Source organism: Pseudarthrobacter chlorophenolicus A6, assembly GCF_000022025.1.
Lineage (GTDB): Bacteria > Actinomycetota > Actinomycetes > Actinomycetales > Micrococcaceae > Arthrobacter > Arthrobacter chlorophenolicus.
In genome coordinates this window covers 367,344-383,173 of sequence record NC_011886.1, presented here as the reverse complement: position 1 = coordinate 383,173, position 15,830 = coordinate 367,344, and the positions used below count along the sequence as shown (strand labels likewise).

General features: G+C 67.4%; 16 protein-coding genes. 9 read left to right on the top strand and 7 right to left on the bottom strand.

Going from position 1 to position 15,830, the window contains the following annotated elements; all coding sequences use genetic code 11:
- The first annotated feature begins 258 nt into the window (after nucleotides 1–258).
- Nucleotides 259–1,386 carry an FUSC family protein gene (locus ACHL_RS01780; protein WP_015935587.1) on the top strand — a complete coding sequence of 376 codons (1,128 nt, stop codon included), beginning with the start codon at nucleotides 259–261 and terminating at the stop codon, nucleotides 1,384–1,386.
- Nucleotides 1,387–1,524: 138 nt separating this feature from the next.
- Complete coding sequence (gene radA, locus ACHL_RS01775; protein ID WP_015935586.1) at nucleotides 1,525–2,898, top strand: DNA repair protein RadA; 1,374 nt, start codon at nucleotides 1,525–1,527, stop codon at nucleotides 2,896–2,898.
- Between the two features lie 74 nt (nucleotides 2,899–2,972).
- Here the strand turns inward: radA and ACHL_RS01770 are convergent, their stop codons facing one another.
- On the bottom strand, nucleotides 2,973–3,242 hold the full coding sequence (locus ACHL_RS01770) for a hypothetical protein (RefSeq protein ID WP_015935585.1): 270 nt from the start codon (nucleotides 3,240–3,242) through the stop codon (nucleotides 2,973–2,975).
- 110 nt (nucleotides 3,243–3,352) lie between these two features.
- Between ACHL_RS01770 and ACHL_RS01765 the strand changes: the two genes are divergently transcribed.
- Nucleotides 3,353–3,841 carry an NUDIX domain-containing protein gene (locus ACHL_RS01765; protein ID WP_015935584.1) on the top strand — a complete coding sequence of 163 codons (489 nt, stop codon included), beginning with the start codon at nucleotides 3,353–3,355 and terminating at the stop codon, nucleotides 3,839–3,841.
- Nucleotides 3,842–3,916: 75 nt separating this feature from the next.
- On the opposite strand, the gene ACHL_RS01760 is transcribed toward ACHL_RS01765, so the two are convergent.
- From ACHL_RS01760 to ACHL_RS01740, 5 genes are read right to left on the bottom strand one after another with little or no spacing between them, the layout of a single operon-like run.
- Nucleotides 3,917–4,222 carry a hypothetical protein gene (locus ACHL_RS01760; RefSeq protein WP_015935583.1) on the bottom strand — a complete coding sequence of 102 codons (306 nt, stop codon included), beginning with the start codon at nucleotides 4,220–4,222 and terminating at the stop codon, nucleotides 3,917–3,919.
- Between the two features lie 17 nt (nucleotides 4,223–4,239).
- Nucleotides 4,240–4,644, bottom strand: coding sequence for a universal stress protein (locus ACHL_RS01755; RefSeq protein WP_015935582.1), 405 nt, complete (start codon nucleotides 4,642–4,644; stop codon nucleotides 4,240–4,242).
- A complete protein-coding gene (locus ACHL_RS01750) occupies nucleotides 4,641–6,200 on the bottom strand; it encodes a tripartite tricarboxylate transporter permease (RefSeq protein WP_015935581.1) in 1,560 nt (519 codons plus the stop codon). The genes ACHL_RS01755 and ACHL_RS01750 overlap by 4 nt, the downstream gene beginning before the upstream one ends.
- A gap of 9 nt (nucleotides 6,201–6,209) precedes the next feature.
- Nucleotides 6,210–6,794 (bottom strand): tripartite tricarboxylate transporter TctB family protein, encoded by a 585-nt coding sequence (locus tag ACHL_RS01745; RefSeq protein WP_015935580.1) that lies wholly within the window; start codon nucleotides 6,792–6,794, stop codon nucleotides 6,210–6,212.
- Nucleotides 6,795–6,799: 5 nt separating this feature from the next.
- Nucleotides 6,800–7,810 carry a Bug family tripartite tricarboxylate transporter substrate binding protein gene (locus tag ACHL_RS01740; protein WP_015935579.1) on the bottom strand — a complete coding sequence of 337 codons (1,011 nt, stop codon included), beginning with the start codon at nucleotides 7,808–7,810 and terminating at the stop codon, nucleotides 6,800–6,802.
- Between the two features lie 138 nt (nucleotides 7,811–7,948).
- On the opposite strand from ACHL_RS01740, the gene ACHL_RS01735 reads away from it, so the two are divergent.
- The 6 genes from ACHL_RS01735 (at nucleotide 7,949) to ACHL_RS24800 (ending at nucleotide 14,485) form a co-directional block, all read left to right on the top strand.
- Nucleotides 7,949–8,833, top strand: coding sequence for a LysR substrate-binding domain-containing protein (locus ACHL_RS01735; RefSeq protein WP_015935578.1), 885 nt, complete (start codon nucleotides 7,949–7,951; stop codon nucleotides 8,831–8,833).
- A 175-nt stretch (nucleotides 8,834–9,008) separates the two neighbouring features.
- Entirely contained in the window at nucleotides 9,009–9,923 is a 915-nt protein-coding gene (gene kdgD / locus ACHL_RS01730; protein ID WP_015935577.1) for a 5-dehydro-4-deoxyglucarate dehydratase, read from the top strand.
- 27 nt (nucleotides 9,924–9,950) lie between these two features.
- The gene (locus tag ACHL_RS01725) at nucleotides 9,951–11,564 is read left to right on the top strand and encodes an aldehyde dehydrogenase (NADP(+)) (RefSeq protein WP_015935576.1); all 1,614 of its coding nucleotides are present in this window, start codon (nucleotides 9,951–9,953) and stop codon (nucleotides 11,562–11,564) included.
- Nucleotides 11,561–12,889 (top strand): enolase C-terminal domain-like protein, encoded by a 1,329-nt coding sequence (locus tag ACHL_RS01720; RefSeq protein ID WP_015935575.1) that lies wholly within the window; start codon nucleotides 11,561–11,563, stop codon nucleotides 12,887–12,889. Before ACHL_RS01725 ends, ACHL_RS01720 begins: the two co-directional genes overlap by 4 nt.
- A gap of 181 nt (nucleotides 12,890–13,070) precedes the next feature.
- Nucleotides 13,071–13,967, top strand: a complete 897-nt coding sequence (locus tag ACHL_RS24805) for an MFS transporter (protein ID WP_407681025.1) — start codon at nucleotides 13,071–13,073, stop codon at nucleotides 13,965–13,967.
- A complete protein-coding gene (locus ACHL_RS24800; protein ID WP_407681027.1) occupies nucleotides 13,862–14,485 on the top strand; it encodes an MFS transporter in 624 nt (207 codons plus the stop codon). Before ACHL_RS24805 ends, ACHL_RS24800 begins: the two co-directional genes overlap by 106 nt.
- A 107-nt stretch (nucleotides 14,486–14,592) precedes the next feature.
- On the opposite strand, the gene ACHL_RS01710 is transcribed toward ACHL_RS24800, so the two are convergent.
- Entirely contained in the window at nucleotides 14,593–15,828 is a 1,236-nt protein-coding gene (locus ACHL_RS01710; RefSeq protein ID WP_015935574.1) for a beta-ketoacyl-[acyl-carrier-protein] synthase family protein, read from the bottom strand.
- Nucleotides 15,829–15,830: the final 2 nt, after the last annotated feature.

Below are 15,830 nucleotides of genomic sequence, written 5' to 3'. Positions count from 1 at the left end.
CCCTTCCAGGGTTATTCAGGTGCGGGCGGGGCCGGAGAAACCCTGCTGCGCGATGCGTACGTTCTGTACCTTCAACGAAGTTATGGGCCGCAGGTAACGGGATGGGCTGCCCAAAGTGAACGGGACCTTAACGACGGCGGGACTTTGGTTAACACTTGCCGGGTCACCATTGCGCAGGTCACATCCGCCGCCGTAGTGGGCTTCCCCGGGCGTAAGCCTGCGCGGGAACCTGTCCGGGCAGCAAATAGACTTGACGCCATGGCTCCCGCAGCAGGACTTTCAGCAGGCAGGCACTTCCTGCGCGGCCGTTTCCGCACCGGGATCATCCGGAGCCGCAACTCCCTGGTCCCGGCCATCCAGATGACCGTCTGCGCCGTGGGCGCCTACGCTTTCGCGGAGTACGTGCTGGGCCACTCCGGGCCGCTGTTCGCCGCCACATCGTCGCTGATCGCGCTGGGGTTTTCGCGGGAGCCGCGGCTGCGCCGCGTCCTGGAAGTGGGCCTCGGCTGCACCATCGGCATTGCTGTCGGCGACCTGCTCCTGCACTGGCTGGGCAGCGGAATCTGGCAGGCCGCCGTCGTACTCCTTTTCTCCATACTGCTGGCCCGCTTCCTGGACAGCGGCAATATCTTCACCACCCAGCTGGCTTTGCAGTCGCTGCTGGTGGTGCTGCTGCCGGCGCCGTCCGGCGGGCCGTTCACCCGCAGTATCGACGCCGTGGTGGGCGGATTGTGCGCCCTGCTGGTGACCATCCTGATGCCGAAGGATCCGCGAAGGGAGCCGCGCAAGGACGTCCAGAACCTGCTCCATGAACTGGCGGAGGTGCTGCGCGAGTGTGCGGAGGCGCTGGCGCACAGCGATTCCACCAAGGCATGGCACGCCCTGGTCCGCGGCCGGAACTGCCAGCCGCTGGTGGACGGGATGCGGCACTCGCTGCGGGCCTCCAATGAGGTGGCCCGGCTGGCGCCCGCCCATCGCCGGCACCGGGACGAGCTGGACCGGCTCAAGGAGTCCCTGGACTTCATCGACCTGGCCCTGCGCAACAGCCGGGTGTTCGCGCGGCGGCTCACCAGCGCCATCAACCACGCGGCGCTCTCCGACGAGGCTACGGAGAACATCGCCGAGGTGCTGCAGGAAACCGCTGCCGCCATCGAGGAGCTCTCGCTGGGCCTCGCGGAAACGCACGACGGCGTCCGGCGCGCCCACCTGCGCACAGCACGGAACGAGCTCAGCGAGATCGCCCTGCGGCTGCACCCGAAGCTGCTCGAGGTGCAGCGGCTGGAGGGTGAAACGGTGGTGATGCTGTTCCGGCCGCTGATGGTGGACCTGCTGGAGGCCACAGGCATGGATGCCCAGGAAGCCCGGGACGTGTTGCCGGCGCTGTAGGAACGGGTGGTTGGGCCTGCGCCTACGACCGCCGGGTTCCCTCCCTGGTCGAGCCTGGGAAGCTGCGGCGGTGGGGGCGAAACCTCGCGGGCGGGCCTGCGCCCTGGAATGTCGGTGGCCGCCAGTAGGGTTGAACGCATGGCAACAAAGACTTCCCGGGCTTCCAAGGCGCCCGCGTACAAATGCGCCGAGTGCGGCTGGACCACCGTCAAGTGGGTGGGGCGCTGCGGCGAGTGCCAGGCGTGGGGCACCGTTGAGGAAACGGGCACGGCCGTCGCACGGACGACGGCGGCCACTACGGTTGTGGAGCCGGCCCGGCGGATTGCCGAGGTGGACGCCACCACGGCCGCGTTCCTCCCCACCGGAGTGGCCGAACTGGACCGGGTGCTGGGCGGCGGCCTGGTCCCCGGGGCCGTCATCCTGCTGGCCGGCGAACCCGGCGTCGGGAAATCCACGCTGCTGCTGGACGTGGCCGCAAAGTTCGCCCGGACGGCACAGGATGTCCTGTACGTGACCGGCGAGGAATCCGCAGCACAGGTGAAGCTGCGTGCCGAGCGGATCGACGCCGTGGCCGAATCCCTCTACCTGTCCGCGGAAACGGACCTCGGCCAGGCGCTGGGGCAGGTGGAAAAGATTGAACCGCGGCTCCTGATCGTGGACTCCGTGCAGACACTCAGCAGCGCCGACGTGGACGGCAGCGCCGGTGGTGTGTCCCAGGTCCGGGAGGTGGCCGCTTCCATCATTGCCGCGGCCAAGCGGCGGAACATGACCACCCTCCTGGTGGGGCACGTGACCAAGGACGGGTCCATCGCCGGGCCCCGCCTGCTGGAGCACCTGGTGGACGTCGTCTGCCAGTTCGAAGGTGAGCGGCATTCGCGGCTGCGGCTGCTCCGCGCGGTCAAGAACCGTTACGGGCCCACGGACGACGTCGGCTGTTTCGACCTGAACGAGAACGGTATTGAAGGGCTCACCGATCCCAGCGGGCTGTTCGTCAGCCGCACCAAGGATCCGGTGTCCGGCACCTGCATCACCGTGACCATGGAGGGGCGCCGTCCGCTGCTGGCCGAGGTGCAGTCGCTGCTGGCCGAGAGCCCCAACTCCCAGCCGCGCCGGGCCACCAGCGGCCTGGACAGCTCCCGGGTGTCCATGCTCCTGGCCGTGCTGCAGCAGCGCGCAGGAACGCAGCTGCACAAGGATGATTCCTACGTGGCAACGGTGGGCGGTGTGAAGCTCAGCGAGCCCGCCACTGACCTGGCCGTTGCCCTGGCCGTGGCCTCGGCTAAGGCCCGCAAGCCGCTTCCCGTCCGGCTGATCGCCTTCGGCGAGGTGGGCCTGGCCGGCGAGGTCCGCCCGGTGCCCGGCATTAACCAGCGGATCCAGGAAGCCCACCGGCTGGGATTCACCCACGCGGTGGTCCCTGCCAGCCATACGGGGCCGGGGCCGGTCCCGTCCGGTTTCTCAGTACGCGAGGTGGAACACCTGACCGAGGCACTGAGCCTGCTGATCGGCTGAATCCGCGGGCTGAGGGGTGGCGCCGGACTCCAACCGCCGGAAGTCCCGGGTCAGCTGGCCGATGCTGTTCCCCGTCAGGGGTGCTGCGGAAGCTGGTCGGGATCATCCCGGTGGGAGCTGAACAGCCAGCTGGAGACATCGCTTCGCAGCACCAGGAGGGGGCCGCCGGTGGAGCTGACGTTTCCTGTAGGCACGTAGTAGCCCCTGCCGGAGCCAGGCCCTCCTGCCGCACGGTCCAGGGCGTCCTGGAGATGGCGGGGCAGGTGGCCCTGCGGCCCCAGGCGGTGAAGCTCATCAAGTTCTTCCGGCGTGAGCCGTCCCATAACCTCAGCGATGTTGGCCATGATGGTCCCTTCGAGCAGAGTGCCTGAAGGAATAACCTAAAGCAGTGCCGTGAACTGCGGGTTAACACCGGACGGCAGTTTTCCACTTTCGATTCGACCATGGAGGGCAGATGCCGGTTAGAAGCGCAGGACTCCTGCTGTACCGGCGGGATACGGACGGCGCCGGCTCAAATCCGGAGCTCCAGGTGTGGATCGCCCACATGGGCGGACCGTTCTGGGCACGGAAGGACTCCCATGCATGGTCCATTCCCAAGGGCGAGTACGGTGACAGCGAGGACCCGCTCGAAGCCGCACTGCGGGAGTTTGCCGAGGAAATCGGCACACCCGCGCCCGCCGCCGAGTACCGGCCGCTGGGAGACTTCCGGCAGTCGGGCGGCAAGGTCATTACCGTGTTCACGGCGGAGCAGGACTTCCGGCCCGAAAGTATCGCCAGCAACACGTTCCCGCTCGAATGGCCCAGGGGATCCGGGCGCATCCAGCACTTTCCGGAGATCGACGACGCCCGCTGGTTCCCGTTGCAGGCGGCAAGGGAAAAACTCGTTAAGGGCCAGCTCCCCGTTCTTGACGCGCTGCTGACGGAGCTCGGCGCTGCCGAATGATGGCAGCATGCGAAAAGCCGGTGGTCCGTGAAGGACCACCGGCTTTTGGGCCGGAAATTGGCGCGGCCAGAACCGTCAGGGGCATCCTGCTTCGGGCTGCGGCGGCCGTGCCGCCTTTGCCCGGGCGACCATTGCAACGCTGACGTCATCGCCGGAGCAGACCATGGTCCGGCCGCCGCCGTCGCGGCGGATCATCCAGAACACGCTGCGGTCTGGAGCAATCATGTCGATCGTCCCTGCCACGGCGGTTCCCCGGGGAGGCAGCACCTCGACATCGTCTCCCCGGCCCAGCCTGGACCAGTCGGGGACCTCGGCCGGACCGGCCACGCGGGCCGGCCCGCGCCTGGCGGCGATCCTGCGGAGGGGGCTGCGCTGGTACATTCCGGTTCCCGTTCCTGCTAGAAGTTTCCGCCGTCGGCCTTGACGGCCAGCACGGGACGGTCGGCCTGCATCAGGATCTGCTGCGCGTGGCTGCCCAGGATGAACTTGCCCACCTGGGTGCGGTGCCGCAGTCCGATGACAATGAGCGAGGCATCCACCTCCCGCGCCACGTCGAGGAATTCGTCGGCGAGGTCGTGCTGGTACGGCGGCTGGATGACAGTTGCCTTGATGCCCGCGGCCGTAGCCCGGGCCGCGGCCTCCGCAAGCACGTCCTCGGGGGCGACAGACTTGTCCACCAGCGCGCCCTGGCGGGCCGAGTTGACGATGAACAGTTCCTGGTTCCGCAGCTGTGCCTCGGCGATCCCGGCGGTGAGGGCAGCCTCCCCGGCGGGTGTGGGGACGAACCCGACGATGATGCTCATACCTTCTCCTTGATGTTGTTGGCGCCGTCGTTATTGATGCCGTCACCGGCGGAGGCGGATGCCGCCGTCGTGCCCTTGCGCTTGGCGATTACGCTGCGGATGCCCGGCAGCACTGCCACCAGGACAAAGACCGCCAGCAGGGTGGCCGAGATCGGCCGGGTGAAGAACCCGGTGGGGTCGCCGTCGAATACCAGGAGCGAGCGGCGGAGGGAGCTTTCCAGCAGCTCGCCCAGGACGAAGGCCAGGACCAGCGGGCCGGGTTCGAAGCCGAACTTCTTCATCAGGTAGCCCACCACGCCGAAGACCACCACGAGCGTCACATCGAACATGCTGTTGTTGATGGTGTAGGCACCCAGCAGGGTGATCAGCGCGGTGATCGGGGCGAGGATGGCGGCGCGGACCCGCAGGATCCGCACGAAGATCCCCACCAGCGGCAGGCTCATGATCAGCAGCAGGATGTTGCCGATGTACATCGAGTTCACAACGCCCCAGAACAGCTCGGGTTCCTGTTCCACGAGCTGCGGGCCCGGGGTGACGCCCTGGATCAGCAGCGCTCCGAACATCAGGGCCATGGTGGCGTTGGCGGGGATGCCCAGGGTCAGCAGCGGAATGAACGACGACGTTGCTGCCGCGTTGTTCGCCGTTTCGGGTCCGGCCACGCCCTCGGGCGCGCCCTTGCCGAAGCGCTCGGGCTGCTTGGCGCGCTTCTTTTCCATGGCGTATGAGGCCATGGAGGCGATGGTGGCGCCGCCGCCGGGAAGGATGCCGAGGAAGAATCCGAGCACGGAGCCGCGGCCGATGGCGCCGGAGGCATGCTTCAGTTCGCCCTTCGAGGGCCACACGTTGGAAACCTTCGACGGCGCCTTGGCGGCGCGGTGCCGCTCCTCCAGGTTGTAGAGGATCTCGCCCAGGCCGAAGATGCCCATGGCGATCGGCACGAAGTCGATGCCGTCGGCGAGCTGGAGGCTGCCGAAGGTGAAGCGGCTCTCGCCGGTGAAGATGTCGCGGCCCACGGTGGCCAGCAGGAGGCCTACCGACGCCGCGATCAGCGCCTTGACCTTTGATCCGCCGCTGATGGTCGCCACGAGCAAGATACCCAGCATGGCCAGCGCCGAATACTCCGGCGGCCCGAAGTCCAGGGCGAAGCCGGCCACCAGCGGAGCCAGGAAAGTCAGGCCGATGATGGCCGCGGTGCCGCCGATGAACGACCCGATCGCGGCCAGGCCCAATGCGGTTCCGGCCTTGCCTTGCCGGGCCATCTGGTAGCCGTCAAAGACGGTGACCACCGATGATGCTTCGCCGGGAAGCCGCAGCAGCACCGACGTGATGGTGCCGCCGTACTGGGCCCCGTAGAAGATGCCCGCGAGCATGATGATGGCCGTCACCGGCTCCACGCCGTAGGTCAGGGGCAGCAGGATGGCGATGGTGGCGGCGGGCCCCAGGCCCGGGAGCACGCCGATCAGCATGCCGATGACGACGCCGACCAGGCAGTACAGGAGGTTCATCGGTTCCAGGACGACCGAGAAACCGTTAATCACAGGATTAAGAAAATCCACGGTGGTCTCCTAGAAGACGTGGGGAATGGAAGTGCCCAGGGCCAGGATGAAGATCGCGTAGAACGCAACCACCACCAGGACACTGACCAGGATGGTTGAGCGCCAGGTTTCGCCGCCCAAGAATTTCATCCAGATGACGCAGAGGATCAGCGCGGGGATTTCGAACCCGATCACCGGCATCAGCGCAACCATCGTGGCGAGCGTGGCCAGGCCGATCAGCGGTGCGAGCGACATCCGCGTGAACTTCTCCGCGTCCCGGTTGTGCCGGCCCAGGATCAACTGGAAGAGCCCGAGTGCCACCATCACGGAGCTTGCCATGAACGGCCACAGCCCGGGCTGCGGCGCCGACAATGTGCCCAGGCCCATGGCCACCGAGAGGACCAGGGCGCCGATGCCGACGCCGAGCACCACCAGCGAGGACGCGGCATTGGCCAGCGGCCCGGCGGCGGGAGGCTTTTCCTCTTCCCATTGCGCGGCGAGCTGCTCCGGGGTCAGGGCTTCGGGCAGTTCGTTGGGGGCGTCCCCGGCGCCACCGGCGGGCGTGACGGCGCTGCTGCCGTCACGCCCGGAGGATACTGCTGGAGTTGTCTCCATGGTTCTTACTTGTTCCCGCCGAGGCTGATGTCGTACTTCTCCACCAGCTCCTTGTACTTCTCGGCGTAGCCCTTCCACTCAGTGACCACTTCCTCGCCGCTGAGCTCCTTGGGCGTGAGCAGGTTCTTCTTGTTGAACTCCTTGTAGGCGTCCGTCTTGAAGGTGTCCTGGAAGGATGCCAGGAGCTTGTCCTTGACCTCCTGCGGTGTGCCCTTGGGCGCTGCCACCGCACGGTACTGGGCCACAGGGACGTCGTAGCCGGCTTCCTTGGCTGACGGCACGTCGGGCAGGAAGCTGTTGCGCTCCTCGGAGAACACGAGCAGCGGGGAGACCTTGCCGGCTTCGATCTGTGGCATGGCCTCGCCGAGCTGGATGGTGGCCAGTTCCACCTGGTTGCCCAAAACGGCGGTCAATGCGGGCTTGCCGCTGTCGAACGGAACGTCTGTGCCCTTCACATTGGCCTGCTTGAACAGGACAGTCTGGGCCAGCTGGCTGCCGGTGCCCACACCGGTGGTGCCGAACGTGACGTTGCGGCCGGCGCCGGTGACATCCTTGAAGCTCTTGAAGCCTGACTGCTGGCTGGCCACGAGCACGTAGTCGTCCTGGGACAGCCCGGCAATGATTTCCAGGTCATCGATGTTGACGGCTTCGTCGGCGCTGACGGCCAGCGGGGTGATGGTGATCAGCGATGCGGTCAGCAGGACCAGCTCCTGGCCGTCTGCGGCTTTGCCCGCCACTTCCTTGGTGGCGAGGGCACCGTTGGCGCCGGGCTTGTTGACCACCGGCATGGGGGAACCGAGGGTCTTGGTTGCCCCTTCGGCCAGAGCCCGGGCGATGAGGTCGGTGCTGCCGCCGGCGGCCTGGCCAACGGTAAGCGTCACCGGACCGCTGGGGAACTTGGACGAGTTGCCGGCAGCGGCGCCGCCGCCAACATTGCCGCCGCATGCCGTCAGGGCCAGCAGCGTGAAGGCCGATGCGGTGCCGAGGATGGCACGGCGGGTGGGGAAGTGCTTCATTGGAACTCCTCGTTAATCTCCGGGTGGGATCCGGAACAATCTGTGAACCGGGTCACCCCGTTCGCTTTGTCGAGTGTAGGGGCGGCTATGATGCCTGTCTAAGCCCGAATCTGCATCATTTGATACCCGGAAGGCATCATGTTTACTTTCGACCAGCTGGCCGGCTTCATCGCCGTGGCAGAGGAGCTGCACTTCGGCCGAGCGGCAGAGCGGCTGAATATGACGCAGCCGCCACTGAGCCGGCAGATCCAGAAACTGGAAAAGATCGTCGGTGCCGAACTGCTGGAGCGGGACAACCGGAAAGTGACCCTGACCTCGGCCGGCGAGGCGTTTCTGGACGAGGCGAGGCGGCTGATGGCCCTTGCCGAGCGGGCCCCGGTGACTGCCCGCCGGATTGCTTCGGGACGCTCGGGCGTCCTGCGGGTGGGGTTCACCGCGGCCAGCGGCTTCAGCATCCTGGGCCCGCTCCTCGGCGAACTGGCGGGCATCATTCCGGATGTGGACATTGACCTGCAGGAACTGGTGACGGGTGAACAGCTCAGCGGCCTCCTGACCGGGGAACTCGATCTGGGCCTGGCCCGGCCGCCGTTCGACAGCGAAACCTTTGACTCACACCTGCTCTACCGCGAATCCATGGTGGTGGCGGTGCCGGCCGGGCACCCGCTGACCCTCCTCGCCCGGGACATCACGGCCGAGGACTTCAAGGACGAGCCGCTGATCATGCACTCCCCCACCCAGGCCCGCTACTTCTACGACCTTGTGGTGCGGATGCTGCCTATCCGCCACGCCAACGTGGTGCACACCGTCAGCCAGATCCTCACCATGGTTTCGCTGGTGGCCGCCGGCCGCGGCCTGGCCTTCGTGCCTCACTCCGCCACCCTGCTGGGGATCAAGGACGTGGAATTCCTGCCGCTGGAGGCCGGACGCGGGGAGGAAGTGGAGCTGCACGCCCTGTGGAACCGCCGGATCACCAACCCGGCGCTGGCCCGCCTGCTGCGCGACCTGGAATTCGCCATGGAGTAAATCCGGAAGGCCGGGCACTGCGAGCATCACCGCTTTGGCACCCGCGAGATTATGATGCAGCAAAGGTATCAATACATATAAAAAAACACTTAGACAGGCATCAGCGGCACTCCTACGCTGGGAGGGAATCATCAGCCTGCCGCCTTCGCGGCGCACACACCCGGAGGACCACACCGTGGCAAAGTACACCCCCAATGAACTGGCGGACACCCTCAAGGAAGGCCTGCTGTCCTTCCCCGTGACATCCTTCGATGCCAACCTCCAGTTCGATGAGGAGAACTACCGCAAGCACCTGGCCTGGCAGGCAAGCTTCCCGGTGGCAGGCCTCTTCGCCGCGGGCGGCACCGGCGAAGGCTTCTCCCTGACCCCCGCCGAGTCCGAGCGCGTAGTCCGCACCGCCGTCGACGAAGTGGGCAGCCGTGTTCCGGTCCTCGCCTCCGCAGGCGGATCCACGGCCCAGGCCATCGAGAACGCCAAGGCAGCTGAAGCCGCCGGCGCCGACGGCATCCTGCTCCTGCCGCCGTACCTGACCGAGGCCGACCAGGCCGGCCTGGTGGAGCACGTCAGCGCCGTCTGCCGCGCCACGTCCCTCGGCGTGATCATCTACAACCGCGCGAACGCCATCTACAAGGACACCACGGTGGCCACCCTGGCGGACCGCCATGCAAACCTCATCGGCTTCAAGGACGGTGTGGGCGACCTCGAACACGATGCCCGCGTCTACGCCAAGCTCGGCGACCGGCTCTTCTACCTGGGCGGCCTGCCCACAGCCGAAACCTTTGCGCTGCCCCTCCTCCAGCTCGGGATGAGCACCTACTCCAGCGCCATGTACAACTTCGTTCCGCAGTTCGCCCTGGACTTCTACCAGGACGTCCGCAACCAGGACCGCGCCGCCGTGAACAAGAAGCTCAACGACTTCGTCATCCCCTACCTGGATATCCGCGACCGCGTGAAGGGCTACTCTGTGTCCATCGTCAAGGGCGGCCTCGACGCCATCGGCCGTTCCGCTGGCCCGGTCCGCACGCCGCTGCAGAACCTGGCGCCGCAGGACCTCGCGGACCTCAAGGCCCTGATCGCCACCGTTTCCTAACCGTCACCGAAGACACAGGAGCAATCCATGACCCTCACTGGACATTCACTCATCGCAGGCCGGACGGTTGCCGGCGAAGGCAAGACCACTTTCGGGTTCAACCCCGCCACCAACGAGGCCCTCGAGCCCGCCTACACGCTGCTCACCGAAGAACAGCTCGCGACGGCCACCGCGGCAGCGAAGGATGCCTACGCGTCCTTCAGCACCCTGGACCCGGAAACCCACGCATCCTTCCTGGAGTCCATCGCGGACAACATCGAAGCCATCGGCGATGAACTGCTGGTCCGCGCCGGCCAGGAAACCGGCCTCCCCGCCGCCCGGCTCACCGGCGAACGCGCCCGCACCACCGGACAACTGCGCCTCTTCGCCGCCGTGGTCCGCCAGGGCGATTACCGCGGCGTCCGCATCGACCCCGCCATCCCGGACCGGGCACCCCTGCCCCGCGCCGACATCCGGCAGCGCCAGATCCCGCTCGGCCCCGTAGCCGTATTCGGCGCCAGCAACTTCCCGCTGGCCTTCTCCACCGCGGGCGGCGACACCGCCTCGGCCCTCGCCGCCGGCTGCCCCGTGGTCTTCAAGGCCCACAACGCCCACCCCGGCACCAGCGAACTCGTGGGCCACGCCATCGCCAAGGCCGTCACGGACAACGGCCTGCACCCCGGCGTGTTCTCCCTGATCTACGGCCCCGGCTCCAGCATCGGCCAGGCCCTCGTGGCAGACCCCGCCATCAAGGCCGTCGGCTTCACCGGATCCCAGTCCGCCGGCATCGCCCTCATGAAGACCGCCGCCGCGCGCCCCGAGCCCATCCCGGTCTACGCCGAAATGTCCTCCCTCAACCCCGTCTTCGTCTTCGACGGCGCCCTCGCCGGCGATCCCGAAAGCATCGACGCACTCGCCGCCGCCTACGTCACCGCCGTCACCGGATCCTCAGGGCAGCTCTGCACATCCCCCGGCCTGCTCTTCGCCCCCGCAGGCGAGGCAGGCGACAAATTCGCCGCCGCCGTCGGACGCGCCGTGGCCGCCAGCGCCGGGCAGACCATGCTCACCGCAGGCATCGCCGGGTCCTGGAACACCGGCACCGGGGCACTCAGCGCAGCGGACGGCGTCGAACTCATCGGCCAGGGCACCCCCGGCCCCACCGAGAACGCCCCCGCACCGGCAATCTTCGGCACCGGCGTGGAGCAGTTCACCACCAACCACGTCCTCCACGAGGAAATCTTCGGCGCCGCCTCCCTGGTGATCCGCTACACCGGCGCCGAAGACCTCCTTTCGGCAGCCTCCCGCATCGAGGGCCAGCTCACCGCCTCCCTGCACCTCACCGAGGCCGACTACGCGACGGCGGCACCCCTGATCCCCGTCCTCGAACAGAAAGTGGGCCGCATCATCGTCAACGGCTGGCCCACCGGCGTCGAAGTAGGCCACGCCATGGTCCACGGCGGCCCCTTCCCCGCCACCTCCGACACCCGCACCACCTCCGTGGGAACCCTCGCCATCAACCGCTTCCTCCGCCCGGTCGCCTACCAGAACATCCCCCAGGAACTGCTCCCGGCACCCCTGCAGGACACCAACCCCTGGCACCTCAACCGCCGCATCGACGGCGACGTCGTGGCAGCACCCCAGAAGGCTGAGGTTGGCGCATGAGCGGCCAGCCCACCATCGCCGGCGTTGAGGTAGTTCCGGTCGCCGGGCACGACAGCATGCTGATGAACCTCAGCGGTGCGCACGGCCCGTTCTTCACGCGCAACGTGGTCATCCTGACCGACTCCGACGGGCGCACCGGGCTGGGCGAGGTACCCGGCGGCGAAAAGATCCGCACCACCATCGAGGAAGCCGGTGCCCTGCTCAAGGGCAAACCGGTGGCCCGCTACCGCTCGCTGCTGCGGGACATCGCCGCGGAGTTCGCCGACCGCGACGCCGGTGGCCGCGGGCTGCAGACCTTCGACCTGCGCACCACCGTCCACGCCGTCACCGCCGTTGAATCGGCACTGCTGGACCTGCACGGCCAGTTCCTCGGCATTCCCGTGGCGGAACTGCTTGGCGACGGGCAGCAGCGCACGTCGGTGCCCATGCTCGGTTACCTGTTCTTCGTGGGCGACCACAAACGGACCGACCTGCCCTACCTCGTGGAGGAATCACCGTCGGACCGCTGGGAAGAACTCCGCCGCCAGGAGGCAATGACTCCGGGAGCCGTCGTCGCCCTCGCCGAGGCCGCGCAGGAGCGCTACGGTTTCAGCGACTTCAAGCTCAAGGGCGGCGTCCTGTCCGGCGACGACGAGGTGGACGTGGTCACGGCCCTCGCCAAGCGATTCCCGGATGCCCGGGTGACCCTGGACCCCAATGGCGGATGGCTTCTCGACGACGCCATCCGCCTGGGCAAGCGGATGCAGGGCGTGGTGGCTTACGCCGAGGACCCGTGCGGCGCCGAGGGTCGCTTCTCCGGCCGCGAAGTCATGGCGGAGTTCCGCCGGGCCACCGGCCTGAAGACGGCCACCAACATGATCGCCACGGACTGGCGCGAGATGTCCCACGCCATCCGCAGCAATGCCGTGGACATTCCGCTGGCTGATCCGCACTTCTGGACCATGCACGGCTCGGTCCGGGTGGCGCAGCTGTGCAACGAGTTCGGCCTCACCTGGGGCTCGCACTCGAACAACCACTTCGACATCTCGCTGGCCATGTTCACCCACACCGGTGCCGCCGCCCCGGGCGAGATCACCGCCCTGGACACGCACTGGATCTGGCAGGACGGCCAGGGCCTGACCAAGAACCCGCTGCAGATCAAGGCAGGCGCCATCGAGGTCCCGGCCGCACCCGGCCTGGGCATCGAACTGGACCGCGAGGCACTGGAGAGGGCCCACCAGCTGTACCTGGAGCACGGCCTGGACGCGCGCGATGACAGCATCGGCATGCAGTACTACATCGACGGCTGGTCCTTCGATCCGAAACGGCCCTGCCTGGTCAGGTAGGACCGCGGCGGCAGTCCGCACCGGGCTAATGCTGCCCACTTCGGGGGCCCCTTTTGTCCTGTTCGCAGGCAACAAAAGGGGCCCTCCCCGTGCCATCCCCTAAAGTTGTTGAGTCGCTGTGGCGCGCCCCACATTCCCCGCCCGCAGCCGGCTTCTAGCTCTATCCCAAAGGAAATACTCAATGGTGTCTGTGGACAATGCCGTCACGGACGTGGCCTCGGCCACGAAGAAATTCTTCAAGCGCGTCCTGCCCATCATGCTGGTGATGCTGGTCTGCAACCAGCTGAACCGCTCCAACATCGGGTACGCGCAGGACCACCTTCAGGCCGACGTCGGCATCGGCGCCGCGGCCTACGGCTTCGGCGCCGGCCTGTTCTTCATCGCCTACGCCATCTTCGAACTTCCCAGCAACGTGATGATGGAGAAGTACGGCGCCAAGATCTGGCTGACCAGGATCATGATCAGCTGGGGCATCGTCTCCTTCCTGATGGCGTTCGTGCAGAACGAGACCATGTTTTATGTCCTCCGTTTCCTGCTGGGGGCGGCGGAGGCAGGGTTCTTCCCCGCCGTCATTTTCTACTTCGCCCGCTGGGTTCCCGCCGGGCAGCGCGGCAAAGCCACCGCCATCTTCATTGCCGGTTCCTCCGTGGCCGCGGCAATCTCCGGCCCCGTTGCCGGTGCCCTCCTGAGCCTGCAGGGTGTCCTTGGCCTCCGCGGCTGGCAGTGGCTGTTCGGTTTCGAGGGCGCGCTGTCCGTCTTTGTGGGCATGGCCGTGTTCTTCGTCCTGGACGCCGGCATCAAGGACGCCAAGTGGCTGTCCCCGCCGAGAAGGCCGCGCTCACGCAGGCCATCAGTGACGAGGACGCCCAGCACGCCACCGCCGAAGGCGACAAGACAGGCGACAACACAGGCGACAAGACAGGCGGCACTGCCGGCAAGCTCAACCGCTGGAAAATGCTGCTCAACCCGCAGATCCTGCTGCTGTGCGGCATCTACTTCTCCGTGCAGCTCTCCATCTACGCCAACACGTTCTGGCTGCCCAGCATCATCAAGCAGATCCCCGGCACCACGGACCTGACCGTGGGCTTCCTGTCCTCCATCCCCTGGGTCTGTGCCGTGTTCGCGATGTACTTCGCCGCCAAGATGCAGGACAAGGCAAAGTCCAAGAAGCCGTTGCTGGTGGCGGCATTGCTGGTGGCCGCAGTGGGGACCTTCGCGGCAGCCATCGCGTCACCCGTGCTTGCCTTGGTGTTCCTCGCCGTCGCCGCGATGGGCTTCAAAAGCGCCTCGCCGCTGTTCTGGACCATCCCGCAGTCCGGCCTCCACCCGCTGGTCCTGGCGCCGGCCATCGCCATCATCAACTCGCTGGGCAACCTCGGCGGCTTCGTGGCGCCGTTCGGCTTCGGCATCATCAAGGAACAGACCGGCAGCGTGGTCCCCGGACTATTCGCGCTGGCCGCCGCGTCCACCATCGCCGCCGGCCTGGTCTACTTCCTGAAGGAGCGCCGCAGCGGAGGGGACGCCGTCGTGGATTCCGCGACTTCGCCGACAAAGGCAGCTGAGGCAAACAGCCAACCGGTGGCCGCCCGCGCCTGACGCGGGGCTCTCCACGCCCGGCCGCTGCAGCCGGATCGCTGGAACGGTGCGGGAACGCTGATCAGGTACAGCGTTCCCGCACCGTTCCAGCGTTTTCGGTGTTGTGGCTACGCGCCGGAGATCACCAGCGCCACGCTGTGTCCGCCGAAGCCGAACGCATTGACCAGCCCGGATCGGGCGGACGCGGCCAGGGCGAAAGCGGGTTCGGTGACCACGTTCAGGTCCACCTCGGCGTCCACGGCCTCCACGTTCAGCGTCCCGGGAAGTTGCCCGGTGCGCAGCGCTTCGAGAACCACGACGGCGGCGAGGGCACCGGCGCCGCCCAGCAGGTGGCCGGTGTGCCCCTTGGTGGAGGTCACGGGCACCTCGGTGCCGAAGATGGCGCTGATGGCCTGGCCTTCGAGCCGGTCACCTACGGGGGTGGAGGTGGCGTGCGCGTGGACAAAGCCGATGTCCGCTGGCTCCATTCCGGCCGAGGCCAGGGCTTTCTGCATGACGCGGCGCTGCATGGCCGGGTCCGCGGCCACGATGTCGTTGGCGTCCGAGGTGACGGCCCCGCCGGCAACTTCACCGAGAACGGCGGCGCCCCGGGCACGGGCGTGCGCTTCGCTTTCCAGCACCACCATCCCGGCCCCTTCGGACAGCACGAAGCCGTCCCGGCCGCCGTCGAACGGCCTTGACGCTTCCGCCGGGTCACCCGGGCGTGTGGACAGCGCGCGGATCTGGGAAAAGCCGCTGATCACGAGGTCGTTGACGGAGGCGTCCACGCCGCCGGCAATCACGACGTCGGCAGCACCGGAGCGAATCATCTCGGCTGCCTGGACAATCGCCTCAGCCCCGGAGGCACAGGCGCTCACGGGAGTACGCGCGCCGCCCCGGGCACCGAGGTCGATGGACACCCAGGCGGCGGGGCCGTTGACCATCAGCCGGGTCAGGGTGTGCGGCGAGACCTTGCGGGGGCCGGATGCTGCCAGCACCCGGTCCTGCTCGATGGTGGAACCCAGCCCGCCATAGGCGGAGCCGATCACCACGGCGAACCGTTCCGGGTCCACCTCCGGGGCCCCGGCCTGGGTCCAGGCTTCGCGGGCGGCGATAAGTGCAAGCTGGCCGCACCGGTCCATGCGCTTCATTTCCCGGGTGCTGAGGTGCTGCGAAAGGTCCACGGACACCTGCCCGGCGATTTTGACGGGCAGCTGCCCGGCCCAGTCCTCCTCCAGCGCGGTGATGCCGGATTCTCCGGCGAGCAACGCCTGCCAGGTCTCCGCCACGGAGGCGCCCAGCGGATTGATGGTGCCGGCGCCGGTAACGAGGGCGCGCGGCTGGGCCGTGGTGGGTTCCGTCATGG

Coding starts and splice junctions, on each gene's coding strand:
- ACHL_RS01725 (WP_015935576.1), top strand. CDS start 9,951: ATGACCCTCACTGGACATTCACTCATCGCAGGCCGGACGGTTGCCGGC.
- ACHL_RS01710 (WP_015935574.1), bottom strand. CDS start 15,828: ATGACGGAACCCACCACGGCCCAGCCGCGCGCCCTCGTTACCGGCGCC.
- ACHL_RS01735 (WP_015935578.1), top strand. CDS start 7,949: ATGTTTACTTTCGACCAGCTGGCCGGCTTCATCGCCGTGGCAGAGGAG.
- ACHL_RS01765 (WP_015935584.1), top strand. CDS start 3,353: ATGCCGGTTAGAAGCGCAGGACTCCTGCTGTACCGGCGGGATACGGAC.
- ACHL_RS01755 (WP_015935582.1), bottom strand. CDS start 4,644: ATGAGCATCATCGTCGGGTTCGTCCCCACACCCGCCGGGGAGGCTGCC.
- ACHL_RS01745 (WP_015935580.1), bottom strand. CDS start 6,794: ATGGAGACAACTCCAGCAGTATCCTCCGGGCGTGACGGCAGCAGCGCC.
- ACHL_RS01740 (WP_015935579.1), bottom strand. CDS start 7,810: ATGAAGCACTTCCCCACCCGCCGTGCCATCCTCGGCACCGCATCGGCC.
- radA (WP_015935586.1), top strand. CDS start 1,525: ATGGCAACAAAGACTTCCCGGGCTTCCAAGGCGCCCGCGTACAAATGC.
- ACHL_RS24805 (WP_407681025.1), top strand. CDS start 13,071: ATGGTGTCTGTGGACAATGCCGTCACGGACGTGGCCTCGGCCACGAAG.
- ACHL_RS01780 (WP_015935587.1), top strand. CDS start 259: ATGGCTCCCGCAGCAGGACTTTCAGCAGGCAGGCACTTCCTGCGCGGC.
- ACHL_RS01720 (WP_015935575.1), top strand. CDS start 11,561: ATGAGCGGCCAGCCCACCATCGCCGGCGTTGAGGTAGTTCCGGTCGCC.
- ACHL_RS01760 (WP_015935583.1), bottom strand. CDS start 4,222: ATGTACCAGCGCAGCCCCCTCCGCAGGATCGCCGCCAGGCGCGGGCCG.
- ACHL_RS01770 (WP_015935585.1), bottom strand. CDS start 3,242: ATGGCCAACATCGCTGAGGTTATGGGACGGCTCACGCCGGAAGAACTT.